Source organism: Acinetobacter legionensis (assembly GCF_048551735.1).
Lineage (GTDB): Bacteria > Pseudomonadota > Gammaproteobacteria > Pseudomonadales > Moraxellaceae > Acinetobacter.
Window position 1 is genome coordinate 115429 of record NZ_JBIMBV010000013.1, and the last position, 25415, is coordinate 140843.

Consider the following 25415-nt stretch of genomic DNA (forward strand, 5'->3'; position numbering starts at 1 on the left):
TTCAATCTTGCTCTTTATTCATACGATAGCCCAAGCCACGGATTGTTTTGATCAAATGTCCACCAATCTTCTTACGCAATTGATAGATATAAACTTCAATCGCATTACTTTCAATTTCATCTCCCCAAGCATAAAGTGATTCTTCCAATTGCTCACGTGTCACAATATGTTCAGGCTTTTGCATCAATTTATATAAAATTTGAAATTCTTTTGCGGTGAGATGAACAACTTGCTGATCCTGAAATACCGTTTTCGCTTGAGTATCTAACACTAAATTTTCATATTTTATTTCATGTAAATTTGTGACTTGAGTTTGTCTGAGCTGTGCCCGTACTCGGGCAGATAATTCTTCTAAACTAAAAGGCTTTACCAGATAGTCATTTGCACCGAGGTCCAAACCTTGCACACGATCTTGAATACTGTCTCTCGCCGTAAGAAAAATCACAGGAATTTCTGGAAATTGACGTTTTAACAGTTTGAGAATTTCATCACCAGTGGCTTTGGGCAAACCACGATCTAATAAGATACAGTCATATTGATGCTGTTCTATGGCTAAAATTGCATGATCACCACGTTCAACCCAATCTATATTGTAGCCATCCATTTCCAACCAAGATTTAATACTTTCAGCTTGTGAACTATCATCTTCAGCGAGCAAAATTCGCATAGAACCTCTCTCCTTTTAGGCAGACAAAGCCTTGATCAAAATAAAATCTGCTGTTTGTTGCTGTTCATACTTATTGAACATAGGTAAAGACCACATGCATACACATGTAGTCTTAGAGAATATAACTAGAATCTGCTGTGATTTGTTTTAATGGATAAAATAATTAAAAATTCACGGCATCCACATCAATTTCTACACGTTTTGTCGGTTTATAATCGATATCGACCTCACCAAACAATGTCACTGTAGCATTTGCCGCGATCGGTTTACCTTGCCATAATTCATCATCAATATCGACAGTAATGCTACCTGTGCTATCACGGAATTGATATTTTTCGTCACCGATTGCTTTGACCACGTTACCACGAAGCTGCACTTTGGTATCATCTTTCAATGTTAAAGCTTGTTTTACTGTGGTTAAACTTGGTGTAAGCGCTGATTGATTTACTGCTGTGTTTGCAGTGGCAAAACTTGTTAAACCAATCAAGCTTGTGGTTAAAATTGTTTTCGCAAGGATGTTCATTGTTGTGTCCTCATATCGGTTCATCGTTTCGATAGAAGCATTAAAACAAACCAACATGAGGTGAATCTTAGGATTTCTTCATTTGCTATTTTAAGTCAAAATTAATTTAAAGGCACAACTCTAAGGACTTCTTCCAGCGTGGTTATGCCTTCTAATACTTTACGTGCACCAGCAATTCTTAATGGTTCAATGCCTTCTTTTTTTGCCTGCATTTTTAAATCATCTAAAGTCACGCCTGCACTAATTCTCTGCTTTGCCTCAAGGCTAATTGGCATAAACTCGTAAATCCCAACACGACCTTTATAACCTGTTTGACGGCATTCCTCACACCCAACTGCTTTATATACAAAATTAGGCATTTTGGTCTGATAGCCAAATGTCAAATGTTTCCACTCTTGTTCATTGATAAAGGTTTCTTGTTTGCAATGCGGACAAAGCTTACGCACTAAACGCTGAGCCAATACTCCCAAAATCGTTGCAGCGGTTAAAAAAGGTTGCACACCTAAATCATGCAAACGTGTCAGACTTGATGGCGCATCATTGGTATGCAGAGTTGAAAGCACTAAATGACCTGTTAATGCAGCCTGAATGGCCATGTTGGCAGTATCTTGGTCACGAATTTCTCCAACCATAATAATATCTGGATCTTGACGCATCAAAGCACGGATACCATCAGCGAAACCTAGCTCAATCCCTTGATTGACCTGCATCTGGTTAAAACTTGGCTCCAACATCTCAATTGGATCTTCAATGGTACAGACGTTCACTTGCTCGGTTGCCAATTGTTTTAACGAAGAATAAAGCGTGGTAGTTTTACCTGAACCTGTGGGGCCAGTCACCAAAATAATGCCATGACTATGTTGAGTTAAAGCATGCCATTGTGCCAATAAATGTTCATCAAAACCTAATTGTTGGAAACTTCGTACCAAAACTTCTGGGTCGAAGATACGCATCACCAACTTTTCACCAAAAGCAGTTGGCAAAGTTGAAAGACGTAGCTCGGTTTCTTGCCCTTTCGGTGTTCGTGTTTTTAAACGCCCATCCTGAGGTTTACGTTTTTCTGCAACATTCATACGGCCTAAAATTTTAATCCGTGAAATAACTGCGGTTAAGGTATTGGCTGGCATATTATAAATTGTATGCAGTACCCCATCGATACGAAAACGAATTTTACCTTTTTCCTTACGCGGTTCTAAGTGAATATCACTCGCCCCTTGCTCAAAAGCAAACTGTAAAACCCAATCGACAAGTTTCACAATATGCTGATCATTGGCATCTGGATTCTGGGTATCACCCAATTGTAAAAGTGCTTCTACACCCTTATTTTCTTTATCATAGGCACTGGATTTTTGTGAGTTGCTGACCGCTTTACTGACTTGATAGTACTCAGTTAAATAACGTTGTAATAACTCAGGATTCAATACTACTTTTTCGATTTTTTTTGGACTTAAACTACGTTCTAAATTATGTACCCAATCCGTTATAAAAGGCTGTGCTGTACCAATCAGAATTTTATCGGCACTGACTTCAACTGCTAAAATTTTATTTCTTATTGCAAACTCTTGTGACATGACATTGGTTAGTGAAGTCACATCGGCCTTTAATGGATCAATCGTAAATGAATTGAGTTCGGCTTTTTCAGCTAACCATTCTGTTAGCGTAGTCAATGTCAGTCTTTTTATTGGATTTTTAGCATCGACGAGCTTAAAGCTGGCAATCCATTGCAAAGGATGCCACTTCAACTGATCGCGTTGTCGATGGGTGGTTTGTACCAATAGTTTTTCACGCTCTGTAATACGACCATCTTTTAATAATTGTTCTAAACACCAAGCTGTATCAATTTCAAAATTAAATTGCATTGTTATATCCCCGAAACTCAATCTACTATAACAAAATTAATTGTTGTATTTCTTGGATTTTCTAAATTCAATAATGTATTTAACGTAAGGCTAAAAAATAAACTTTTGTTTTTCTAAAACTTTGCGATACATTGAAATCATTCTATTAATTCATGGTCTTATTTGGAGAGCACTATGAATTTTATATCGCTATATCCATTTTCATTTGGCTCTTATACTGATTTCCTCACCATCATTGCGGCTGCATTGGGTTGTGGTCTACTTATCGGTCTTGAACGTGAACGAAGTCAGCAACGTGAAAATCAAAATAGTTTTGCGGGTTTAAGGTCTTTTGCTATTTGTGCTTTACTTGGTGCTGTTTGTTTTTTGTTTGGTCCCTATTTTGGTATTGCGGGTGCATTCATTACAGGTGGTATCGTCATTTATTCTTTAAAGAATCAAACTGATGATCCCGGTATAACTACTGAAATTGCATTTATACTCACTTATTTTATCGGTGGAATGTGCGTTTGGAATATTTCTTTTGCCGCAGGTTTATCGGTCATCCTCACCGTCTTGTTGATGACCAAACATTCTATGCATGGCATTGCCGGGAAATGGATTACAGAATCTGAATTTAAAGATGGAATTTTCTTACTGGCATTGTTATTAATTGCATTGCCACTGACACCAAACAAAGCTTTATGGGGTGCTGTGCTTAACCACTATGTTATTTTAAAATTACTCACCTTAATCTTGGCGGTGCAAGCACTTGCACATATTGCCAAACGATTATTGTCATCAAAAAATGCTATGCTGTTGTCTTCGCTTGCTTCAGGTTTTGTTTCCAGTACCGCTACCATTGCCAGCTTAGGATTAGAAGTCCGAAATGGACGTGCAGAAGCCAAAGCCAATGCTGGGGCAGCATTAATGTCTTGCGTGGCAACCCTACTACAACTCATGATTATTGTGATTGGTATCAGTATTACTTGGTTCAAACTCATTGTACTGCCCTGCCTAATCGCTATCGCGATCCTAACCATTTTTGCCTTATGGTTTATGCGTCACACACAACCGATTGAGAATAACCAGCTTGTAGATAGTCGTATGTTTAGTCTAAATGAAGCAGCCATTATTGCAGTGTCGTTAACCTTGATTCAGGCGGGTGTATATGGGCTAAATCTTTTATTGGGTGATGCGGGTTTAATTGCAGGTACGCTTTTGGCCTCATTATTTGAAATTCATGGCGCTTTGGCCACAATTGTCATTCAGGGAGAACCGAGTAATCACATCTTATCTCTCGCCTTTGTTTTAGGTTTAGCAGCACATGCCATTGCGAAATCGATAAATGCATTTTTAAGTGGTGGCAGCCGCTATGCCTTGATCTTTGCTCCAATTCAAATTTTGCATATGACGATGTTTATTACAGTTTTTGTTTGGGTTCTTCAATATTAAAGCACTTTTTGCAAGGATGAAATTGAAAAGCAGCAAAATTATTTTAAGATTTCGATCAATATATAATTATAAAAATTAAGAGAATTTTAAAATTTCATCAAAAAAATGTTGAAAAAATAAAATGTTGAAATATGATGACAGCGAGAATTTTTATACTCATAAATTTTAATATTTTATAATTTGGAATAATTCATGAAAATTAAATTACTGTCTTTTACCATCATTTCTTCATTATTTTTAACCGCATGTGGAGGTGATTCAGATGCTGGGGATTATACAACAAACAATGAGTCTGAATGGTTTGGATATGAAACTGGCGCTTCAACCCAAGACATTAACCTCTTTACTAAAGTAAAGTTTAGTTTTAACAATAAGCAAATGTACATCAATGGTGAATATAACGTTGATGGTTCAACACAGTTCCTTTCATCTGATCTTTTAAGTGATTATCTAGCAACAGATGGACTCTATGATGCGCCTAAAAGTAAAACTGATTTTGGCTATCAATATGCAACGCTGAAATCGCAAACAGCGACAGTTTGGACATTTACACCTTATTCATCACGTAACTATAACCAATTAGAATTAACTGAAAAATTTGAAACAGTCAACTTAACAGGCAAAGCAATTAGTCCATATATCGATGGATTTGAGCATTATGCTGGCTCAAATATTGCGCTTAGCTCAATAGTTGGCACTTATTCTTCATATTATGTGCAAAAACTTAAAGGCAAAACATTCCCGTCTGGATCAACATGTTTACGATCTATTTCCTCTTCAACAAATATAAGCTTCGCTGATCTTTATTCAGGCTATCGTCTGAATAATTACGACCCATCAAAATATTTTAAAGACGGTTATATTTCAACGGTGCTAGGAAAGTTCAACTTAGATTTATCCCGAGACATGCAACTGAATACATCGGTTGATGCTGTAGCTAAAATCGGCTCTGACTATTACCCAGCAAACTATTATACTGCAGGTGAATATGACATACTTTCAAACAAAATTAAGCAATATGAACGAGATTATCAAGACGCTGTTGCTGAGTTTGGTAAAAACAGTATAAATGCTCAGTTACAAGAAGCTTATCTAAATGGCTTAAAGTCAGAATGTACGCTATTTAACAAAACAGCAAGTGCTGCAATTGATGCTGTAAAATAAAAGATATTCTTTTATATAACACTGACTAAATCTTATTTTTAGTCAGTGTTTAAGATAATTTAATCGTTTCAATTTGCAGCTAGAAAAATAACAAAGTTAAAAATCACAGCAGGTTTAACAAAATCTACAACCTTCTATTTCACAACAGTCTAACGATATTTGCCAAATACTTTCCAGAGATTGTTATCCGCTAAAGGATCAGCATAGCTATCATTTCTTGACTTGCGCGGCTTATCGCGGGCATCCACCAATTCAAAATCTTTTTCAGTGCTCAGCACTAAACCATTCACATAAAATCGTGTTCTCGTATATTCACTTTGTCCAAACTGAAAAATATAGGTTCTTAAATCAATGAACTCACGATGTGCAACCAAGGCTGCGGTATCATCACTGTTTAACCACTGTGACATTTTTTTAATTTGGCTGGGTTCAAATTGCCCACATTTCTCTACCAATGCAGCAATTCCACGAAAAGTCTTTGATTCTTTGGCACGGGTTTTATTAATCCGAATCCGATCTACATGAAAGAAAAACAAAGGTAAATTTAAATGGCTAGGTAATTGAGCAACATCTAAAACCTCATCATCCATAAAAGGTTGATACAACATTTGTGCCCTTTCAACCAAACCAAGCCACTGTTTATAGTAGGTATCTACTTCCGATTGTGTCCCATAATAAATAGGCAAACCTTCAACATTGCTTAAGTTTACAGGTGGCCAAATATTTTGACGTAATAATGCAATATCACTTTTCAAGCTTTGTATGGCAATCGCATCTTGCATTATCTACTCCTTGAGTATTTTTTAAGCTTAGGCTATTTGAGTATGCTATAGTTATATCAATGAAACAAGTCTATGAAAAGGAATGATAATGTCCGAAAATAATGATTTTTTTGAAGAATCTGAAGAAGTTGAAGCTGACGAATACTTTTATGAGCGCGCGGATGAATTTATCGCACTTGCCAATCAATTTGCAGATCAAAATCATCAAGTGTCTCACTTGACAGCACACCCGGGAAAGATCAGTGCGTCATTTATGTATGCCAATGCCCGTTATAGCATTTGGCATGCAGCATGCGCCTACCAGCAAGCGCCAGATTTTAAAACAGATCGCCAAGTCATTTTAGACTATTACGTGGAACAATTTAAACTCATGCTTGAAGATCATCTTGATGAATATCAAGAAAATTTTGACAGCTATTTTTCAAATTCAGATACAGAGGAAGTAAAGCGTTTCGTTTAACCTGTGGATTGCCTATAATAGCGCACCAATGAAATACGCTATGTGGAAAAGTCATGTCTCAAAAAATCGATGCTACTGATGTCACCGAAGAAGAAGCCTTAAATGCTGTTTTTTTTGAGCGTGCGGATGAGTTCATCAAACAAGCCAATGAGTTTTGCCGCCCAGCGAAAGGACAGCAACCTAAGCCAGAAGAACTTCGTGGACAAGTCAGCTCAGCAATGCTCTTCGCTACTGCACGTTTTAATACTTGGGTTGCTGCAAACACCTTTAAAGATGGTGATGAAATGCGTGATGCCAAAGAACAAGTCATGTCTTATATATTGCAACAATTCCAAATGATGCTTGAAGACAATTATGATGAGTATTGTGAACAGTTTGAAAATTATCTCCGCTTCCGTAAAAACGAAGATTTTCATACCCACAAACATGATCATGATGACCATGATCATCAACACTGATGTAAGTTAAATCATCTTAGATTGATCTAAGCATTGATAAAATAGCCTCATTAATGAGGCTATTTTTTTATAACAGTTTTGGCAGTCACCCCAAAACAATAAATCAACTGACTCCTTCCAATGGCTTTACTTCATAAATTTTACCAAGCGACAATATTCATCTTTTATAAAATTCATGTATTGTATTTTGATAATAAATAACAATTTGGACGTTATATGCAAGATTTGAATTTTCCAATCATTGACCCACATATTCACCAATGGGATCCCTACAACACCCCTCATGCAGCAGCATTTGCGGTAAAGCTTTTGGGCAAGCATCCATTCCTACTTGATAAAATGGTTCGTTTAGTCAAAGCTAAAGATTTGATTGAAACGGTTGGACTAACGGAACACATTACCCGACCCTATTTACCACAAGACTATAAACATGATCTTGGCTCATATACGGTCGAACAAGTGGTGCATATTGAAGCCAGTTGGGCCAAACAGAAAGGCAAAGGTGTCGTAGGTGAAACAGAATTTATTGAATCCTTACCCTTTAATGAAAATACCGTAAAACTTGGTGGCATCGTGGCTACCGCGGACCCGTGCGATCCTAATTTCAAAAAGATTTTAAAGTTACACCAAAAAGCATCTAAACATTTGCGCGGTATACGCCGCATGGCTTCCTTTCATGAAGATAAAGGCGTGCATAATTGGACGGATCTCCCACACCTATATACTGAGAAAAAGTTCTTAAAAGGCTTTGAACAACTCGCGCAACATAACCTGAGTTTTGATGCTTGGGTGTATTCTCATCAAATTCCCGATGTAATTGAGCTGGCAAAAAAGTTCCCCGAAACCTCAATTGTTTTAGACCACCTTGGCACACCAGCAGGCCTGTTTGGTAAAATTGGACAAAATACAGGCTTATCAAAAACAGCACGTGAAAATATTTTTTATCAATGGCAAGATGCTATTGCTGAATTATCTGCTTATCCAAATGTATATACCAAAATGTCTGGTCTATTTATGCCAGTGCTTGGTCATCAATTTTATAAGAAAAAACAACTGGCCTCTAAGCAACAAATCATTGATCTTGTTGCACCACTAATTCTGCATGCTTTGGAAAGTTTTGGCACCTATCGGGTGATGTTCGCTTCCAATTTCCCAATGGATCGGGTCAATACCAGTCTGGTGAATATCATTGATGCGTTTAGTGATATCGTGATGCAATATGATGAAAATGCACTGGAAAATATCTTCCACCATAATGCCAAACAATTCTATCGTTTGTAATTTTACAAGATAAAAGAGGTGTTTACTTAAACACCTCTTCAAACTTATTTACTGATACACATAATTTTTAAGTATAGAATTTTAATTAAATTGAGCAAGAAAGGCTTGAATTGCATGTCGTGCAATTTCAGCATCTTCAAATGATTTCACTCCTGAAATACCCACTGCACCAACCAACTGACCTTGATACAAAATAGGCTCACCACCTTCCAACATCCCTGAGCCGCTCTGCATGGTTAAAAATCCCATTTGACCATTTTTGATAAGGGTCTCATATGATCCTGACGGTCTACGACTTAATGCAGAGCATCTGGCTTTGTCCAAACAGAAATTCGACGTCAATGCAGAAGTACCGTCCATACGCTTCATTGCCAATAAATTGCCCGTTTCATCAACGATGGCAATACTGACATTAAAAGCATGATCAATTGCATATTGATGTGCTTTATTCAATAAAAACTCTGCATCAGATAAGGTTAAATAGTGTTTGGTTTGCATATTTTCTTCCTGAATTATAATGTCTAAAATCACAAAAAACGCCTGTAGTCTAAGGACTACAGGCTTTTATTCTAAATCAAACTTGATTCAAAAAGACTGTCCATTCTGCTCATTTATTCAAGCAATTGAAGTGGTCTTAAATCCCCTTAAGCTTGCATTTCAGCAAAGACTTGTTTAGCCATATCAATGGTAAACTGAATATCTTCATCACTGTGTGCAGCTGAAATAAAGCCTGCCTCAAATGCAGATGGAGCAAGGTTTACACCACGATTTAACATCCCATGGAAGAATTTACGGAATGCTTCAATATCGCATTTTAAAATATGGTCAAAACTGCTAATTTCGGTTTGATCAGTAAAGTAAAGACCAAACAAACCACCCGCTTGTTGAGTAAAGAATGGGATTCCAGCTTCATCTGCAGCCGCTTGTAGACCTTGTAATAATTGATCTAATTTTGCAGACAAATCGCTGTAGAAGTTAGGTTGGCGAAGGGTTTCAAACATTTTGATCCCTGCTCGCATAGCCAAAGGATTACCCGACAAGGTTCCTGCTTGGTAAACCCCGCCTAAAGGCGCGATACATTCCATGATTTCACGTTTTCCACCAAATGCACCAACTGGTAATCCAGCACCAATGATTTTACCCAAAGTCGTTAAATCAGGTTTTACATTATAATATGCTTGCGCACCACCGAGTGCTACACGGAAACCTGTCATCACTTCATCAATAATAAATACTGATTTGTATTGATCACATTGCTCACGAATCGTTTCTAAGAAACCTGTGATTGGTTTAACCAGATTCATATTTCCAGCAACAGGTTCAACAATTACCCCTGCAATCTCTTGACCATATTTCGCAAAACAAGCTTTAACAGCTTCAATATCATTATATGGCAAGGTCACCGTATGCTTGGCAAAATCAGCAGGTACACCCTTTGATGTTGGCTCACCCATGGTCAACATGCCTGAACCCGCTTTAACCAATAAAGAATCTGAATGTCCATGATAGCAACCTTCAAATTTCACAATCATGTCACGACCTGTATAACCACGTGCCAAACGAATAGCCGTCATGGTTGCTTCAGTACCTGAGTTGGTCATACGGACCAATTCAATTGATGGCATGATTTCACAGATCAAATCAGCCAGTGTGGTTTCATGTACCGTCGGTGCACCAAAGCTTAAACCATCAACCGCTGCTTCTTGAACTGCTTGGATAATATCAGGATGTGCATGACCTAAAATCATCGGCCCCCAAGAACCCACATAGTCCACATAGCGCTTGCCGTCGACATCGTATAAATAAGCACCTTTGGCTTTTTCGATAAATACTGGCGTACCACCCACCCCATTAAACGCTCGTACTGGAGAATTCACTCCACCTGGAATATGTTTACTGGCTTGTTTAAACAATTGCTCTTGTTTTGGAGATAGGCTCATAAATCGACTCAATCCTGTAGAATACTAAAATTTCAAAATGATATAAAAAATCACGATACAAATTAAGATTTTGCAGTTTCTGCAAATAACTGTGCCCAAGCTGCGACACGGGCAGGAATATTTTCAACTGATAAAGCTAATATATCACTAATCACAGCGCAAAGGTCAGCACCAGCCTCAATCACAGCTTGAGAATTTTCAACTGTTAAACCACCAATAGCACAAATAGGTAAATCAAACTTTTCAGATGCCTGCTGTAATGTCGCTAGGCCAATATTCCCTGCTTCAGGTTTGGTCGATGTTGCATAAATTGCGCCAAAGGCCACATAGCTTGCCCCTTCAGCGATTGCTTTTTCAGCCAACTCAATTGAGTTTAAGCAAGTCCGCCCAATGATGACACCGTGTGGTAAACGTTGCACTGCATCTGAAATTTCACCATCAGACTGCCCAAGATGAACACCTAAACTAAATTGTTCAGCTAAATCTAAATCATCATTAATCAAAAATGGTGTCTGATAGTTTTCACACAGTTGCTTGATCTGCTTCACTTCTTTTGCTTGGTCAGATTGAGCTACTTTTTTACGGCGATACTGAAGAATAGCGACTTGCTTAGTGCTTAAAGCAGCTTCGAGTTTTTCTAATAATAATTGGATTGGATCGTCGTTGGTAATCAGGTAAAGACCGCGCATTCAATATTCTCAAACAATCAAATAAATGGATTATAAGCAAGTTTTCTCAGCGAAGACGTGACAAAAACAAAAAAGCTTAGAAATCTCTAAGCTTTTTTGTTTAATTTATTACTATACTGACAAGATTAGCTCTCAATTTTATCTAGACTACGGTCTTTTAAACTTAAATTGCCACGTACAATATCGGAAAGCATACGCCAGTCTGAAATAAAACTATAAAATGGTTGCTTAAAACTTGCTGGCTTATTTTTCTCAAATACAAAATGCCCCACCCAAGCACATGCATAGCCTGAAAGCAGTCCATAGACCACGTATTTTGCTTTACGTTGACGAATTGCCTTGCTAAAAAAATAAATACCGACACTACTTCCAGCTGCATGCAAACGGCGACTCATCATGCTACGGTGTTCAGTTAAATAAAAACGATAAAATTCTGAATAGTTTTTAATTGGTAATTCAAACTTCGGGTTTTGCTCTAATTCCGATTTAGGCTCAACATACGCGTTCATGATCAATCATCCTGTTTTATTTTTAATCAGCTTAGTTTATTTTATGCTGCAATAACAGCCAAATTCAATATCAAGTCTGTTGACAATTCATCTATATTTACGACTTCAAGTATTGCCCAGACCATACAAGTCACGAAATAGGAAATTTTGTCATTCTAAATATTTAATGAGTAACGATATTGCGGTAAAAAATACTCAAATGGCATGCTATACAAGTCTTCTGATGACACATTTTAAGTTACAATGCCCGATTAAACATTCAATAATGTTTAATTATCTAATAACCATGATTAACACTTAGGACCCTCACATGCTTGAAGTTGAATTAAAGTTTCAAATTCCGGAAGCCCGCCGCAATGCACTCCTCAAAGCATTAGATCCTAAAAAATCCCAAATTATTCAATTACAAGCAAAATACTACGACACACCTGATCGTCAGATGTCCCAACACGGCGCTGCACTACGTCAACGCTTAGAAGGAACACGTTGGGTACAAACATTAAAAGCCGCCACCAAAAGCCATTTGCAACGCTTTGAAGACAATATTGATTTAGGTGAGCTTGCTGAAGCCCCACATTTAGATATTGATATTTACCAGAATAAACCCGAAGCACTTGCTGTTTTAAAAAATGCATTGGGGGATAAATTTGATGAACTCCAATTACAATTTGAAACCGACATCCAACGTACCATCCGTGTGATTCAGTTTGAAGATGCTGAAATTGAAATCAGCCTCGATATTGGTGAAGTCAGAACCGAAACCTCAAAACAAGAAATTCATGAGGTTGAATTTGAGTTAAAAAGTGGCTCAATTCAATCGCTTTTAGCTTTTAGTTTTGAGTGGGTTAAAAAGTATCATTTGTGGCTTGATGTACGTAGCAAAGCTGAGTTTGGACACTTATTAACTGTGGATCAAAAAGTCAGTCCAGCACAGCTCAGCAAAGAAACCATTTTAAATAAAAAAGACACTGCAGATAAAAATTTACGAGTGCTTATTGCCAGTCAATTACAACATTTATTGCCAAATATTGCCGCGATTTCTGCACAGGTTGCCCAGCCTGAACATATTATTCAAGCACAGACGGCCCTACACCATTTACACTTAAGTCTTTCTCTTTTTAAGGATTGGACAGATACCAAAACGGATAAATGGTCACATCAACTTTCAGCGTTTGAGAGTCATTTTAAAAACTTACAGCATTTTGAACATATGCAACGCACATTAGGTGCTTTACTGCAAAATCCGAAAACGGCGCAAAGTTTAGATCGGGATATTTTGTATGCCAATGAAAAACTTATCAATTTGGTCAAATCAACTCAAAATGTGCAGCACTATTTAGAATTACTCATGTTCAGTTTAGGACAGTCTGCGAAAGCGCCAACCCATGACTTAAAATGGTTTGCGCAAAATACATTGCAAAATCAGTATCGACAGTTACAAGAAAGTTTAAATGAAGCCGATCTATCTGACCTTGAAAGTTTAGAAGCGCTGGCTCAGCATTTAAATGAATTAAAATTTAGCTTTCCGATCCTAACCAATATCTATGATGTTAAGAACTTACAGAAATATGCGAAATCTTTAAATGATGCTCAACAAGCTTGTGAGCAATATCAAGTGCTTGCTTCATCATCATCTTACCTACAACAAACCGACCTAGAAGCCAGTGATTGGTTTGCCTTAGGCTGGCTTACCGCAAAACAAGAAGCTTATGCGGAAAAACTGCTTGAAGCGACAGAACAGTTCTTGGTTAGCCGTAAGTTTTTAAAATAAATCAGCAGCAAGAAGAGATGGTTTTATTGATTAAAGTTATTGAATAAAATCATCTCTTTAAATACTGCATAAAATTGAAGAATAGTAGTCGCGTGAGTATTCACGTTGCGAATTTGTAATCATTCATTAAAAACTCAAAAAAAACAATTTATCGGATTAAAATCGAAAGAATAAGTAATAAGAATGGAACGATAAGCATGTTTGAAATTGAATTGAAATTCCAAATACCTGAAGAAAAGCAAGAAATGCTCATTAAAGCGTTTCAAAGAAAAGATACCAATATTCAGCACTTACAAGCCAAATACTATGATACGGCACAATTTATTTTGTCTGAGCATTCCATTTCGCTTCGTCAACGCCTTGAAGATGATCAAGAAAATAAGCAATGGGTACAAACCCTCAAACTTCCAACAGAACAAAGACTCAAACGTGCAGAATTTGAGGAAAACATCGGAAGCTCAGAAATAGGATTAGATCTAAAAAATTATCTCAGTAATAAGCATATTGCTAAAAATATTAAACGCTTATTAGAGCAACATAAAGACGGATTAGAAGTTCAGTTTCAAACAGACATCGAAAGAAAACTCAGTTTATTTAAATTTCAAAATAGTGAAATTGAAGTCAGTTATGATCATGGTCATATCATCGCCCATCAACAGCATCTCGCATTACGTGAATTAGAATTTGAACTGAAACAAGGTACTGTTCAAGATCTAATTTCTTTTATCTTACCTCGGATGAAACGCTATAACTTATGGCTTGATACCCGTAGCAAAGCGCAACAAGGTTTTCAGCTTGCACAAAATACTCCAGACAATCCCGTACAGTTGCAAACGCCAATTATTCTTGATTCAAAGGATCATCCTGAGAATGCATTCAAAAAGATCGTGAATAATTGTCTATCTCATCTACTCCCCAACAGTACAGCAATTGCATCTGGAAACTTTAATTCCAAACATATTCATCAGGCACGTGTGGCAATACGTCGCTTAAGAAGCGCTTTAAAAACCTTTTCGAATTGGTCTTTGCATATCGATCCCACTTGGCAAACTCAGTTAACCGAACTATTTAGACAACTTGGTTCGGCTCGTGATTTAGATATGATTCGAGAAGAGTTATTACCTCAGCTTGAAGCGGCTGGTGCACCTAAGTTTAAACTTCCAGAACCTCAAGATGTTGATTCGCAAAAATTAACCAAACTGTTTAGATCTTTTAATTTTAATTATTTAGTCCTATCCCTGATTCAATTTATTGCCCAAGAATCAAATGAAAAATCTCAAATAGCTGTACATAAAGCAGCATTTAAAAAAGTTAGGCAATTACATTGCAAAATTCAAACTGATGCGAAAAACTATTTAAATTTAGACATCGAAGCACGGCACCGTACTCGTAAAAACTTAAAGCGTTTGCGTTATAGTATTGAGTTTGTAGCATCATTATCGGATAAAAGCCAAGTCAAAAAATATTTAAAAGCCATTAAACCTGCTCAAGAAAGTTTAGGTCTCTACAATGACCTGATTGTTGCTGAAGATGTGTTAAAAAAATTGGTCAAAACAGAACCCCAAGTCTGGTTTGCTTTGGGCTGGGTTGCCGCAGAACGGCAACGGCTTTTGCTGAAATCACAACAAGATTTGCTGCAGTTTGCCAAGACAGCCACTTTAGAGTAATTGTAGATACTCTCCTGCTCTTTAAACCGAGATGCTCCGATCACTGCGAACAAAAGCGCATAAGTTTTAAGCAGGATATGGAATCACGTTTTCAATAACTGAACGACTCAATGCCCTGTATCAGGATCCCCTCTTCTACACAACTAAATTTAATATTAAATTTCCCAAAACGCATTCCATAAATACGTGCATCATCATGCTGATAAGCTGGTCGAGGATCTAAAGCCAGTACCGACTCAAGTTCAGCGATATATTTTTGGTCCATGTCAGCTGTTTGAAGAAATTTACTTTTTAATTGCTGTGCATGCTCAGACCAAATAACCTGTTTACGAACAGGCTCATGCTGGGCATAACCACTTTGCGCCGCATCCACAGCATCAGAATAATGAATATAAGGTTTAATATCGACAATTGGCGTACCATCTAAAAGGTCGCTGCCTGTCACATATACACGAACTGCATTACCCTCTTTTTTAACGGCTTTAAGTTGTACTACAGATAAGCCAATCGGTGCAGGACGATACATACTGCGTGTTGCAAATACACCGATTTTTTTATTTCCACCTAACCGTGGTGGCCTCACTTGAGGACGGAATTTATCTTTATCTTGTTGATTTTTATTGTCATGAAACTGCCAGATCAACCATAAATGACTAAACTCTTCGATTCCCTCAAATGCTTCCAAGACGTTGTAGGGTGCATGCATTTCGATAAAAGACTCCACCTGAACCAGATTTGGTTGTCGAGGAATACCAAATTTTTCAACATAAGGAGAACGCATAATCCCAATAATCGGGAGACTTAACTCAGTCATAATCATTTTTTCTGATAAGTTCAATTAAATATATTCAGTTTATCGAGAATGATTTTAGATTAGAATAGCAGGCTGTTCTAATTTGATAATTTATTGAGACCTTTAATGGCTGCTTTCAACGTCGAAAAGATTACTCACGTACACCACTGGAATGACACTCTATTCAGTTTTAAGACCACACGTGATACTGCATTACGTTTTAAAAATGGTCAATTTGTGATGATTGGTCTTGAAGTCAATGGTAAGCCTTTAATGCGAGCATATTCTATTGCAAGCGCTAACTACGAAGAAGAATTAGAGTTTTTCTCAATTAAAGTGCCTGATGGTCCTTTAACTTCTATTTTGCAAAAAGTAAAAGTTGGCGATGAAATTCTAATTTCAAAAAAACCTACAGGTACTTTGGTACTTGATGATTTGAATCCAGGTAAAAACTTATACCTTCTTTCATCGGGTACGGGGTTAGCACCGTTCTTATCAACGATTCGCGATCCTGAAACCTATGAACGTTTTGAGAAAGTTATCGTGGTACATGGTACACGCTTTATTTCTGAATTGGCTTACCAAGACCTGATCCTCAACGAACTTCCAAACAATGAGTTTTTTGAAGAGCTAGGTATTAAAGACAAATTGGTTTACTACCCAACTGTGACCCGTGAAGATTTCCATACGCAAGGTCGTGTAACCACTGCGATTGAATCTGGTGCATTATTTGAAAAAATTGGCTTACCACGTTTTAATCCAGAAACTGACCGTGCAATGCTGTGTGGTAGCCCAGCATTCCTTGACGATGTTGTCGAGCTCCTTGATCAACACGGCCTCAAAGAATCACCTAAAATGGGTGTTTTAGGCGACTATGTGATTGAACGCGCATTTGTTGAAAAATAATTTATTTTTCAAGCATCGTTAAACTGAAAACCGAGGTCCAATACCTCGGTTTTTAGAGTTTAATGAATATAAATTAGTACAGTTTGACGGCTCTTTTTTATAAATCTTGTATCTTTATAAAAAAGAAAGCCATACAAATGTATGGCTTCCTTAAGTCAATGAGTAATTAAATCATCAATTTAGATTTTTCTGAGCTTGACCATATTGGTCAGCCATCACTTCAACCAATTGATCAGGTTTAATATACTTCTTAATCACAGCATCTACATCCGCTTTGGTCAGTTGAGCAAACTCTTGATCTCTTAAAGCACGACTATCCATTTTCTTATTGCGTTCAAGCTGGCTGTTTAACATACGATGAATCACACGTTCATCTTCTAAAGACGTTACACGTTGCTTCATGATATTGGCTTTAGCCGCTTCCAACTCCTGACTGGTTACTCCAGTCGCTAATAAGTCATTCAGCACTTTACGCACCACTTGCGATACTTCAGCAGATTTTCCTGCTGTGTAATTGGCTTCGATCGACAATGCACCTGCTTCATTAAAAGAGTCCAAGTTTAATTGACTACCAAAACCATAAACCAACGCATTTTTTTCACGAAGCTCTTGTCCTAAACGTGAAGACAATTGCGAGTCACCCAAAATATAACTAAAGACAATCAGTGCTGCGGCATCTTTATTGTCTACACCTACAGGTAAGGTCTGCAAAGCTTGATAACTACCAAACTCACGTTGTTCTGAAAGGGCATGCACTTTCTGCGCTTTATAAGGGGTAAATTCTGTTGATAAACGCTGATAAGGTTGTTTAGCTGACCAATTTCCAAATTGTTGCTCAAGTAACTTCTTGATCGGTTTTGCATCATATTGCCCAGTGATAGAAATAAAGGCATGGTCCATTGCAAAGTATTTTTTATACAAATCAATAACTTGTTGATTGGTTGCTGCTTGAATCTGTTGTTTAGCCAGTTCTGGTTCAAAATGATAACGTAAATCACCTGGCTGATAGGTTTCAAGTAGGCGCGCAATGGTTAAAGAGGATACTGTTTCAGGCTCAGTATATGGTCGATCCAAACTAGATAAACTTTGTAATTTAATTAAATCAAATTGTGATTGTTCAAATTTAGGGCTCTTCATCACCGACACGATATATTTAAAGAACTCTTCAAATTTTTCTTTTTTCGCTGAAATTTGAATAGTAATCCCGTTATCCGATGCCGTCGCAGTTGCTGCACCACTTGCTTCAATAGTTTTATCTGCAATATTCTGTAAGCTATATTGCTCAGAAGCACGTAATAATAAATAAGCCGTAAAATCGAGAATTTGTGCCTTATTCATTAAAGATTCAGCTGTACCAAAATTAACCTCAATGGTTGCATAGGTTTTATCATCACGTGTCGAGGTTGGGAATAAAGCATACTTCATCCCATTTTTTAAAGTGCCACGTTGAATCTTTTTCTCTGTTGCAGTTAAATATTGTTTCGATTTTTCAACATATTGGGCAACTTCCGCTTGATAAACACTGACATCTTTTAACGGTTCTACTGCAGCAGCTTGTTGATCTAAAGTTTTTGGTTTTTCAGCAGCTTGCTTTTGCTCTAAGGCCTTTTTCTGGTCTTCAGGTGTCGGTTGAATATCACCATTAAAACGGTGCTGTTCAGTTAAAAATGCTTTTAAAGTTGCATTAGTTTCAGCTACGCTTAACTTTTGAATGGCTTGTTGATCTTTAAAATATTGTGCCCAATTACCATGAGACGACACCACATAATCACTTAACATACCACCAACAGCAGCAGCACTGGTCAATAAACTCTCGTTGGCATTCTGGATTAGATTTTTAACCCGTTTTAATTCGACATCATCAAAGCTTTTATTTTTTTCTACACCGGCAATCAACGCACTGTCAATTTTTTGAGCATCATGGTTTGGTGCATAAATCGCCCCCATAAACACCAAATTAAAATCATCATCTAACCATGTTGTCGACTGAACATTGGTCGCTACACCAGTTTCTACCATGCTGGAATATAGATGACCACTCGGTTGTAAGGTATATAAATATGGCGCAAGTGCTAATACTGGCTGAATTTTTTCATTCTTACCATTCATATAAATATTGAATTTGGCAAGATCACTGCCCTTTTTCACCACAAAATTACGATTTTTTATGGTTGAAGAATCAAGTAAAGGTACTGTTGCTTGTTGAGGAATCTTACGTGCAGCTATCGCACTAAAGTTTTTATCAATGGCTTTTAAAACTTCTGCTTTATCAAATTTACCAGCAATCACCATTACCGCATTATTCGGTGCATACCAGTCTTTATAGAATTTGTTCAATTCATTCATTTTAATTGACTGTAGTTCAGCAAGATCACCAATTGGTAAACGACCTAATGACTTGTTGCCATAGGCTGCTTTCCACATTTGATCCATCAGCACAGCAAAAGGCTGATCCATACGCACTTCGCGTTCGCGCATCACAATATTGATTTCTGAAGGAACGAATTGTTCTTGAAGCACCAATTTGTCCATACGTTGTGACTCTAAATAAATCACTTCATTTAGGGTGTTTTGGTCTGGGCGTACAATATTGGTATATTTAGTCGAATAATAATCGGTACTGGCATTGGTCATTAACGTATATTGATCTAAACGGCGTTGAAATTCTTCACCTTTTACATCTTGTGTGCCTTTAAAGGCTAAATGTTCAAGTAAATGTGCAAGACCACCTTTGCCTTGTGGATCATTTAATGAACCGGTCAAATAAACCGTATTCATAAAGACTTTACTTTCTTTGTCATTCGGTGCAAGTAAAACTCTAAAGCCATTCTCTAGCTTATATTCTTCGATATTATGTTCAGATTTAACCAGGATGGCTTGAGCAAAACTAGACGCACTAAAACCAAGAATACAAAGCGACAAGGTGAGTTTTTTCAACTGCATGAGCATAGGAGAATCCAGAATTTTTTAAATTTTAAACATTTATAAGCTAAACATCTTAAGAAATTCTGAACAAAATTTATAGTAAAGTTTTGAAAAAAGAGCCGTTTATTTCAACGGCTTTTGTAATGATTTGAACATGTCGATCTTAAAATCAATTTAAATAAAAATCTCAGCTTGCATAAATAACTGTGCATAGCCTGAAATTTCTATACGTTGACTATCCTGAATAGCACAAAACAATTTTCCACCGCGCGCTGATGCCTGATAACCAATAAGTTGTGTTTTACCTAGCTTTTCAGCCCATAAGGGCGCTAGACCAGTATGCATTGAACCTGTTACAGGATCTTCATCTATTCCTTTATGTGGAGCAAAATAGCGAGCAACATAATCATAATCGTTTGAAGCTGCGGTAATGGTCACATCATAGCCTGCAGACTCAGCAGTTAATGCGGTACTCACATGATACTGTTCTGCAATTTTTCGGATATTGGTTAAGTTTGGTGTTGCATCAATCACATCTTGTGCAGATTCACAAATTAAAATATACGCTTGCGCATTGAGGTAGACTTCTTTAAAAGGCTGATCAATGACATGATTCAATAACGCTGGATAATCGATCACTTTTTGTGGCTGACGAATCGGGAAATTCATCAGGATCTTTCCATCCTCAGCTTGCTGGATGATAAAAATACCCAAATCTTTAACATGAAAATGAATCGTCTTCGCTTGGGTATAGTCTTTAAATAAAACAAATGCTGAAGCTAAGGTTGCATGCCCACAAAAATCGACTTCAACCTGTGGTGTATACCAGCGAATTTGATAATTTTCATCATCCATGCGTTTGACAAAAGCAGTTTCTGCCAAATTATTTTCTAAGGCAATATTTTGCATCAGAGCATCATCCAGCCAGTCATCTAAGACCAATACAGCAGCAGGGTTGCCCTTAAACAATTCTTGTGTAAAAGCATCAACTTGGTACATTTTCATTGTCAAAACTCCTCATTTTAATCTATTCTAAGCAATACTAAAAATGATTACAGATACAGTCTAAGTTTTAAAATGGTTACAGTTGAAGCTTGATCGTATTGACCATTCAAAATACACCTGTTTTATAGATTCATTTGAAGTTTATAATCTTTCCTAGATCAATAATGATGGAATAAGCACGATGAAAATAAGCATAAAACTCAAAAGCGTCGTTATAAGCAGCCTAATCCTATGTTCTCCACTGACTTTTGCAGCCGATACCATTTGGATTGCTGGAACCACACATAAAGGAACAGTTACCGTACCTATAGAGAATGGCCCTAATGTGGTTTGGAAATGCGATGGTACTGTATGTCGAATGTCTGGTCCTTGGGGCAATCAACTTTCAATCGACTCATGCCAAAGTTTGGTCTCTCGAATTGGAAAAATCACCTTCTATAAAAATTCTGCTGGAAAAATTTGGACAAAAAATTCAAAAGAATTGGCTGAGTGTAATCAAGCTGCAAAATAGAACGCTTTAGCACCAGCAGACCATCATATTTATCAGAAATATGATCGTGATAAACTGCTATTTATAGTCGTGAATACTCTGACTTGTTTTAATAAATCAGCTTGTAATGAATATGCATTTAATGAATCAGAGTTTGACTGATAAACTTTAGTTGAAAAAAAACACCTAAATGTAATTTAGGTGTTTTTTATGGCGTTTAAATAATATTGAAAAATAGGTTAACTATGTTTTAACTCTTCTCTCTCATCTGAAAGCAAAATGCTTTGATCTGTCTGCCCCATCAATTGACTGGTCACAACACCTGCAGTCATCGAACCATCAACATTTAACGCAGTACGCCCCATATCAATCAAAGGTTCAATGGAAATCAGCAAAGCCACCAAAGTTACGGGTAAACCCATAATCGGTAAAACAATCAGTGCAGCAAAGGTTGCACCACCACCGACACCTGCAACGCCAATTGAACTTAAAGTCACTACGCAAGCTAAAGTTAAAATCCAGATCGGATCAAGTGGATTAATCCCTACTGTTGGGGCAACCATCACCGCAAGCATCGCAGGATATAGACCCGCACAACCATTTTGTCCAATCGTTGTACCAAATGAAGCAGAAAAGCTAGCAATAGACTCAGGCACACCCAAACGGCGAGTTTGTGCTTCAATATTTAATGGAATACTTGCAGCACTCGAACGGCTGGTAAAAGCAAAGGTTAATACAGGTAAAACCTTTTTAAAGAAGCGGATTGGGTTAACGCCTGTCAACAACAATACAATTGCATGTACTGCAAACATAATGGCTAGCCCCAGATAAGAGGCAACCAAGAAACCACCAAGATTAACAATATCAGCGGCTTTAGAACTTGCTACGACTTTCGTAATCAAGGCAAATACACCATAAGGTGTAAGCGTCATCACCAATCGAACTAACTTCATCACCCACGCTTGCAAAGTATCAATTGCAGTGACGATACGTTGGCCTTTTTCGGCATCATCTCTGATCAGGTTAAGCCCTGCCAAACCGAGCATCGTAGCAAAGATCACCACACTAATGATTGAGGTTGGATGTGCCCCAGTGAGTTCAGCAAATGGATTTGTTGGCAAAAAAGATAAAATAAAATCAGGTACATTTAAGTCTGTGACTTTACCAATATATTCAGATTGAATTGCTTCAAGACGTGCTGTTTCCTGTGTCCCTTGTACAAGACCAGCCGCACTTAATCCAAATAGATTGACCACAAACACGCCAACCAAAGCGGCAATAAATGTGGTAATTAGTAATGTACCAATGCTAAAAATACTAATCTTGCCTAATGAGGATGCATTATGTAACTTAATCACAGCACTCAGGATCGAGACCAGCACTAATGGCATGACTACCATTTGCAAAAGCTTTACATAACCATTTCCAACGATATTAAACCATTGAATAGACTCAGTTAAAATTTCAGAATTTGTACCATAAACCCAATGTAATCCTAGCCCAAATACCACACCTAAACATAAACCGGCAAACACTTTTTTAGCCAGACTCCAATCTGTCTTTCTGGTTTGCATCAGCAGTATGATCAAGGCAATGAATATGACAATATTCAAAATGAGCGTATAGTTCATTCGAGTTCCAATAGTTTTGATCGTTTTATTATAATCTTATTGTGAAATATCCAATAGTCTTTAGCATTTTTTGATATTTAAGTGTTGTTTTCTCAACATGTACTATTAATAATAAAAACATTACTTTAGCTTACTCATGAATTTTTTGTATAAGCTTATACAAATAAAGACTAACACCCAGAATATAGGCCATCTTATGAATTCACATATCCAAACTGTTGAACTTTCTAAGGCTTATCGCCTATTAAATCACGGTCCAACCGTGCTTGTCTCAGCCCAGTATGAAAACGAAAATAATGTCATGGCAGCAGCTTGGGCTTGTGCATTAGAACTTGTGCCTGCCAAAGTGAGTGTGGTTTTAGACAAAAGTACGAAAACTCGTGAATTAGTTGAAAAGTCAGGTCATTTCATCCTGCAAGTACCGACACTTAAACAACTTAAACTGGTACAACAATTAGGTTCAATCAGTCAGTTTAATGATTCTGAAAAACTCTCACACTGCCATACGCCACTTTTCCAATTTAAGGGATTTCATCTCCCTGCGGTTGAAGGCTGCGCTGCATGGTTAATTTGTGAACTGATTCCTGAACCGCATAATCAACAAAGCCATGATTTATTTATAGGCAAAGTCGTCGCTGCATATGCGGATGATCGCGTATTCCGAAATGGTCACTGGTATTATCATGAAGTTGGTGCTGAATGGAAAAGCCTACATCATGTTGCAGGTGGACATTACTATACGATCGGAGATCCTGTAGATGCCAATCTATAAGCTTAATCCTTACGAATTTTTGCTTGTCGAGGGGCCAATCTGTTTTAAATCATGTTCAATTCATAATTGTACAATGATCTAAAGAGACTTAGCCCTTGATCTTAATCGTACATATCCTGCAATAAGCTCCGATTTTACCCTCTGGTTAAGTTGTGTGAATAAGCCTTGATTATTCCTAAACTAAATACTGATTATTTATTGTCATTTTTTTAAATTCACCTTAAGGTGAATTAACGGAAAATGGATAATCTGCATAATGACCAAGATAGGATCGAATAAAATTCAGCTGAGTATCTTCCTATGCCTGTGTATGTGTTTAGGCATTGGCATTCTCCGATTTTCCTATACTGCATTATTGCCCTCTACCCGTCTTGCTTATCATTGGGACTCCAGCTTTGCCAGTATATTAAGCAGTGCAAATTTGTTGGGGTATTTAATTGGTGCATTTTGGGCAATGAAATTGCCTCAAAACTTTACCATGCCTCGATATATCATTTTAGCGGCATTTTCTGGAATGGTGAGTTTACTCAGTTGTGCTTTTTCAGGTCTTCCCGAAAGCTGGTATGTCTTTTGGCGAGTCATCTCAGGCATCAGTGGTGGCTTATTGATGATCCTAGCTCCCAGTATCGTTGCACATTGCAGCAAAGCTGAAGAACGGCTAACCATCAATTTTATTGGCTTTAGTGGTATTGGCATTGGAGTATTATTGGCAACCCTGTTTTTGCCTTATCTTGACAGAATCAACACACAATCTGCATGGATGATTTTATTTGCATTCTCTGCTGTCATTTGTTTGGTCATTGTTTATTTACTCAATCAGTTTAAAGATCATCTGGATCATATCAACGTAACAAACAATCAAACAGGGACAGTTAATGGTATGTATTTTAGTTTGCTGGTTGTCTATGCTTCTAGTGCTTTTGCCTATGTTCCTCACTCATTGTTTTGGATTGATTATCTTAAAAATACCCTACATCTTAATCTATATTTGATTAACTTTAATTGGATTTTGTATGGTGCAGGCAGTGCCTTAGGTGCAATCAGTGCTTACTTATTAGCTCGAAAATTCGGCAATTCTACCGCATTAAAAATATTATATAGTCTGTATGTTTTTGCGATCTTGATTGCTATTTTTTCAACTCATCCAATCCTTACCTATACATCATCCTTTTTTACTGGTTTGCTTAATCCTGCTGTGGTTTTCCTTACTTCATATACTATTTTACATCTTTATCATGTGGCCTATAAAAAACTATGGAGCATGGCAACATTAGCTTTTGCAGTAACTCAATTGATTGGTGGAATCTGTTTTAGTAGCTTGCAACATTGGGGAGTTTCATATCACCAGCAATTTATACTTGCCTCATGTGTACTTGCTGTAGGTACAGCACAATTTTTTATCTATTCTCAAACCCATCAAGTCATTAATCATAAATAAAGCTTAAGTTTTTATGAAATTTTAGAAACTATTGGTTATCAATTCATTTTTCATACTTTTGAATCCTATATAGTTATCCTACCGTAGGGAGACAGGGATGCCGCCACATCTGTATAGAAATGTGGGAGCACGGGACGTAACCTCGCCCAACGCGAGATTTTTGTCATCTTGTATCTTGTTCTTTGTAGTGATTAGCTATCACTACACGTAAATTGTAGAGTTTGGTTTGTCATCAAAACTTCGAGTTTCCT

Annotated in this window: 23 protein-coding genes; 11 read left to right on the forward strand and 12 right to left on the reverse strand. The window is 37.3% G+C overall.

Annotated elements, in window-relative coordinates; genetic code table 11:
- Nucleotide 1: 1 nt before the first annotated feature.
- The 3 genes from ACG9ZL_RS13170 to tfpB all read right to left on the reverse strand — a co-directional run bounded on the left by ACG9ZL_RS13170 (nt 2) and on the right by tfpB (nt 3049).
- Nucleotides 2–667: a response regulator transcription factor gene (locus tag ACG9ZL_RS13170; RefSeq protein ID WP_004721888.1), complete on the reverse strand. Its 666-nt coding sequence runs from the start codon at nt 665–667 to the stop codon at nt 2–4.
- Between the two features lie 163 nt (nt 668–830).
- Nucleotides 831–1190: a NirD/YgiW/YdeI family stress tolerance protein gene (locus tag ACG9ZL_RS13175; protein ID WP_336954503.1), complete on the reverse strand. Its 360-nt coding sequence runs from the start codon at nt 1188–1190 to the stop codon at nt 831–833.
- A gap of 101 nt (nt 1191–1291) precedes the next feature.
- Entirely contained in the window at nt 1292–3049 is a 1758-nt protein-coding gene (gene tfpB / locus ACG9ZL_RS13180; RefSeq protein WP_336954502.1) for a type IV pilus assembly ATPase TfpB, read from the reverse strand.
- A 174-nt stretch (nt 3050–3223) separates the two neighbouring features.
- Between tfpB and ACG9ZL_RS13185 the strand changes: the two genes are divergently transcribed.
- Nucleotides 3224–4483 carry an MgtC/SapB family protein gene (locus ACG9ZL_RS13185; RefSeq protein ID WP_419360357.1) on the forward strand — a complete coding sequence of 420 codons (1260 nt, stop codon included), beginning with the start codon at nt 3224–3226 and terminating at the stop codon, nt 4481–4483.
- A gap of 192 nt (nt 4484–4675) precedes the next feature.
- On the forward strand, nt 4676–5647 hold the full coding sequence (locus tag ACG9ZL_RS13190) for a hypothetical protein (RefSeq protein ID WP_419360358.1): 972 nt from the start codon (nt 4676–4678) through the stop codon (nt 5645–5647).
- A gap of 149 nt (nt 5648–5796) precedes the next feature.
- On the opposite strand, the gene ACG9ZL_RS13195 is transcribed toward ACG9ZL_RS13190, so the two are convergent.
- On the reverse strand, nt 5797–6429 hold the full coding sequence (locus tag ACG9ZL_RS13195; protein ID WP_419328658.1) for a hypothetical protein: 633 nt from the start codon (nt 6427–6429) through the stop codon (nt 5797–5799).
- Between the two features lie 88 nt (nt 6430–6517).
- Here ACG9ZL_RS13195 and ACG9ZL_RS13200 point away from each other — a divergent pair, with 88 nt between their 5' ends.
- From ACG9ZL_RS13200 to ACG9ZL_RS13210, 3 genes are all read left to right on the forward strand, one after another.
- On the forward strand, nt 6518–6889 hold the full coding sequence (locus ACG9ZL_RS13200; RefSeq protein ID WP_336954498.1) for a DUF3144 domain-containing protein: 372 nt from the start codon (nt 6518–6520) through the stop codon (nt 6887–6889).
- 53 nt (nt 6890–6942) lie between these two features.
- Entirely contained in the window at nt 6943–7347 is a 405-nt protein-coding gene (locus ACG9ZL_RS13205; protein WP_336954497.1) for a DUF3144 domain-containing protein, read from the forward strand.
- A gap of 216 nt (nt 7348–7563) precedes the next feature.
- A complete protein-coding gene (locus ACG9ZL_RS13210; RefSeq protein ID WP_419328656.1) occupies nt 7564–8628 on the forward strand; it encodes an amidohydrolase family protein in 1065 nt (354 codons plus the stop codon).
- Between the two features lie 81 nt (nt 8629–8709).
- Here ACG9ZL_RS13210 and ACG9ZL_RS13215 read toward each other — a convergent pair whose 3' ends face one another.
- From ACG9ZL_RS13215 to ACG9ZL_RS13230, 4 genes are all read right to left on the reverse strand, one after another.
- A complete protein-coding gene (locus ACG9ZL_RS13215) occupies nt 8710–9126 on the reverse strand; it encodes a GlcG/HbpS family heme-binding protein (RefSeq protein WP_336954495.1) in 417 nt (138 codons plus the stop codon).
- A gap of 146 nt (nt 9127–9272) precedes the next feature.
- A complete protein-coding gene (hemL, locus tag ACG9ZL_RS13220) occupies nt 9273–10568 on the reverse strand; it encodes a glutamate-1-semialdehyde 2,1-aminomutase (RefSeq protein ID WP_336954494.1) in 1296 nt (431 codons plus the stop codon).
- 62 nt (nt 10569–10630) lie between these two features.
- The gene (gene thiE, locus ACG9ZL_RS13225; RefSeq protein WP_419360360.1) at nt 10631–11257 is read right to left on the reverse strand and encodes a thiamine phosphate synthase; all 627 of its coding nucleotides are present in this window, start codon (nt 11255–11257) and stop codon (nt 10631–10633) included.
- Between the two features lie 125 nt (nt 11258–11382).
- On the reverse strand, nt 11383–11766 hold the full coding sequence (locus ACG9ZL_RS13230) for an Mpo1-like protein (protein WP_151957026.1): 384 nt from the start codon (nt 11764–11766) through the stop codon (nt 11383–11385).
- Nucleotides 11767–12076: 310 nt separating this feature from the next.
- Here ACG9ZL_RS13230 and ACG9ZL_RS13235 point away from each other — a divergent pair, with 310 nt between their 5' ends.
- Together ACG9ZL_RS13235 and ACG9ZL_RS13240 are read left to right on the forward strand one after the other, a co-directional pair.
- Nucleotides 12077–13537 (forward strand): CYTH domain-containing protein, encoded by a 1461-nt coding sequence (locus ACG9ZL_RS13235; RefSeq protein ID WP_336954492.1) that lies wholly within the window; start codon nt 12077–12079, stop codon nt 13535–13537.
- A gap of 197 nt (nt 13538–13734) precedes the next feature.
- A complete protein-coding gene (locus tag ACG9ZL_RS13240; RefSeq protein ID WP_419360362.1) occupies nt 13735–15204 on the forward strand; it encodes a CYTH and CHAD domain-containing protein in 1470 nt (489 codons plus the stop codon).
- Nucleotides 15205–15295: 91 nt separating this feature from the next.
- Here ACG9ZL_RS13240 and tsaA read toward each other — a convergent pair whose 3' ends face one another.
- The gene (gene tsaA / locus ACG9ZL_RS13245; protein WP_336954490.1) at nt 15296–16024 is read right to left on the reverse strand and encodes a tRNA (N6-threonylcarbamoyladenosine(37)-N6)-methyltransferase TrmO; all 729 of its coding nucleotides are present in this window, start codon (nt 16022–16024) and stop codon (nt 15296–15298) included.
- Nucleotides 16025–16123: 99 nt separating this feature from the next.
- Between tsaA and ACG9ZL_RS13250 the strand changes: the two genes are divergently transcribed.
- Nucleotides 16124–16903 (forward strand): ferredoxin--NADP reductase, encoded by a 780-nt coding sequence (locus ACG9ZL_RS13250; protein WP_004721908.1) that lies wholly within the window; start codon nt 16124–16126, stop codon nt 16901–16903.
- Nucleotides 16904–17077: 174 nt separating this feature from the next.
- Here the strand turns inward: ACG9ZL_RS13250 and ACG9ZL_RS13255 are convergent, their stop codons facing one another.
- Together ACG9ZL_RS13255 and ACG9ZL_RS13260 are read right to left on the reverse strand one after the other, a co-directional pair.
- On the reverse strand, nt 17078–19852 hold the full coding sequence (locus ACG9ZL_RS13255) for a M16 family metallopeptidase (protein ID WP_419360364.1): 2775 nt from the start codon (nt 19850–19852) through the stop codon (nt 17078–17080).
- 150 nt (nt 19853–20002) lie between these two features.
- Entirely contained in the window at nt 20003–20833 is an 831-nt protein-coding gene (locus tag ACG9ZL_RS13260) for a PhzF family protein (RefSeq protein ID WP_419360366.1), read from the reverse strand.
- Between the two features lie 181 nt (nt 20834–21014).
- On the opposite strand from ACG9ZL_RS13260, the gene ACG9ZL_RS13265 reads away from it, so the two are divergent.
- A complete protein-coding gene (locus ACG9ZL_RS13265) occupies nt 21015–21344 on the forward strand; it encodes a DUF8200 family protein (RefSeq protein ID WP_419360368.1) in 330 nt (109 codons plus the stop codon).
- A gap of 218 nt (nt 21345–21562) precedes the next feature.
- Here ACG9ZL_RS13265 and ACG9ZL_RS13270 read toward each other — a convergent pair whose 3' ends face one another.
- Entirely contained in the window at nt 21563–22954 is a 1392-nt protein-coding gene (locus ACG9ZL_RS13270; RefSeq protein WP_034612245.1) for an L-cystine transporter, read from the reverse strand.
- A 196-nt stretch (nt 22955–23150) separates the two neighbouring features.
- On the opposite strand from ACG9ZL_RS13270, the gene ACG9ZL_RS13275 reads away from it, so the two are divergent.
- Together ACG9ZL_RS13275 and ACG9ZL_RS13280 are read left to right on the forward strand one after the other, a co-directional pair.
- On the forward strand, nt 23151–23726 hold the full coding sequence (locus ACG9ZL_RS13275) for a flavin reductase family protein (RefSeq protein ID WP_419360369.1): 576 nt from the start codon (nt 23151–23153) through the stop codon (nt 23724–23726).
- A 256-nt stretch (nt 23727–23982) separates the two neighbouring features.
- Nucleotides 23983–25164, forward strand: coding sequence for a YbfB/YjiJ family MFS transporter (locus ACG9ZL_RS13280; protein ID WP_419360370.1), 1182 nt, complete (start codon nt 23983–23985; stop codon nt 25162–25164).
- Nucleotides 25165–25415: the final 251 nt, after the last annotated feature.

Excerpts from the sequence above, each read along its gene's own strand:
- ACG9ZL_RS13170 (WP_004721888.1), bottom strand. The coding sequence starts at position 667 with ATGCGAATTTTGCTCGCTGAAGATGATAGTTCACAAGCTGAAAGTATT.
- ACG9ZL_RS13175 (WP_336954503.1), bottom strand. The coding sequence starts at position 1,190 with ATGAACATCCTTGCGAAAACAATTTTAACCACAAGCTTGATTGGTTTA.
- tfpB (WP_336954502.1), bottom strand. The coding sequence starts at position 3,049 with ATGCAATTTAATTTTGAAATTGATACAGCTTGGTGTTTAGAACAATTA.
- ACG9ZL_RS13185 (WP_419360357.1), top strand. The coding sequence starts at position 3,224 with ATGAATTTTATATCGCTATATCCATTTTCATTTGGCTCTTATACTGAT.
- ACG9ZL_RS13190 (WP_419360358.1), top strand. The coding sequence starts at position 4,676 with ATGAAAATTAAATTACTGTCTTTTACCATCATTTCTTCATTATTTTTA.
- ACG9ZL_RS13195 (WP_419328658.1), bottom strand. The coding sequence starts at position 6,429 with ATGCAAGATGCGATTGCCATACAAAGCTTGAAAAGTGATATTGCATTA.
- ACG9ZL_RS13200 (WP_336954498.1), top strand. The coding sequence starts at position 6,518 with ATGTCCGAAAATAATGATTTTTTTGAAGAATCTGAAGAAGTTGAAGCT.
- ACG9ZL_RS13205 (WP_336954497.1), top strand. The coding sequence starts at position 6,943 with ATGTCTCAAAAAATCGATGCTACTGATGTCACCGAAGAAGAAGCCTTA.
- ACG9ZL_RS13210 (WP_419328656.1), top strand. The coding sequence starts at position 7,564 with ATGCAAGATTTGAATTTTCCAATCATTGACCCACATATTCACCAATGG.
- ACG9ZL_RS13215 (WP_336954495.1), bottom strand. The coding sequence starts at position 9,126 with ATGCAAACCAAACACTATTTAACCTTATCTGATGCAGAGTTTTTATTG.
- hemL (WP_336954494.1), bottom strand. The coding sequence starts at position 10,568 with ATGAGCCTATCTCCAAAACAAGAGCAATTGTTTAAACAAGCCAGTAAA.
- thiE (WP_419360360.1), bottom strand. The coding sequence starts at position 11,257 with ATGCGCGGTCTTTACCTGATTACCAACGACGATCCAATCCAATTATTA.
- ACG9ZL_RS13230 (WP_151957026.1), bottom strand. The coding sequence starts at position 11,766 with ATGAACGCGTATGTTGAGCCTAAATCGGAATTAGAGCAAAACCCGAAG.
- ACG9ZL_RS13235 (WP_336954492.1), top strand. The coding sequence starts at position 12,077 with ATGCTTGAAGTTGAATTAAAGTTTCAAATTCCGGAAGCCCGCCGCAAT.
- ACG9ZL_RS13240 (WP_419360362.1), top strand. The coding sequence starts at position 13,735 with ATGTTTGAAATTGAATTGAAATTCCAAATACCTGAAGAAAAGCAAGAA.
- tsaA (WP_336954490.1), bottom strand. The coding sequence starts at position 16,024 with ATGATTATGACTGAGTTAAGTCTCCCGATTATTGGGATTATGCGTTCT.
- ACG9ZL_RS13250 (WP_004721908.1), top strand. The coding sequence starts at position 16,124 with ATGGCTGCTTTCAACGTCGAAAAGATTACTCACGTACACCACTGGAAT.
- ACG9ZL_RS13255 (WP_419360364.1), bottom strand. The coding sequence starts at position 19,852 with ATGCTCATGCAGTTGAAAAAACTCACCTTGTCGCTTTGTATTCTTGGT.
- ACG9ZL_RS13260 (WP_419360366.1), bottom strand. The coding sequence starts at position 20,833 with ATGAAAATGTACCAAGTTGATGCTTTTACACAAGAATTGTTTAAGGGC.
- ACG9ZL_RS13265 (WP_419360368.1), top strand. The coding sequence starts at position 21,015 with ATGAAAATAAGCATAAAACTCAAAAGCGTCGTTATAAGCAGCCTAATC.
- ACG9ZL_RS13270 (WP_034612245.1), bottom strand. The coding sequence starts at position 22,954 with ATGAACTATACGCTCATTTTGAATATTGTCATATTCATTGCCTTGATC.
- ACG9ZL_RS13275 (WP_419360369.1), top strand. The coding sequence starts at position 23,151 with ATGAATTCACATATCCAAACTGTTGAACTTTCTAAGGCTTATCGCCTA.
- ACG9ZL_RS13280 (WP_419360370.1), top strand. The coding sequence starts at position 23,983 with ATGACCAAGATAGGATCGAATAAAATTCAGCTGAGTATCTTCCTATGC.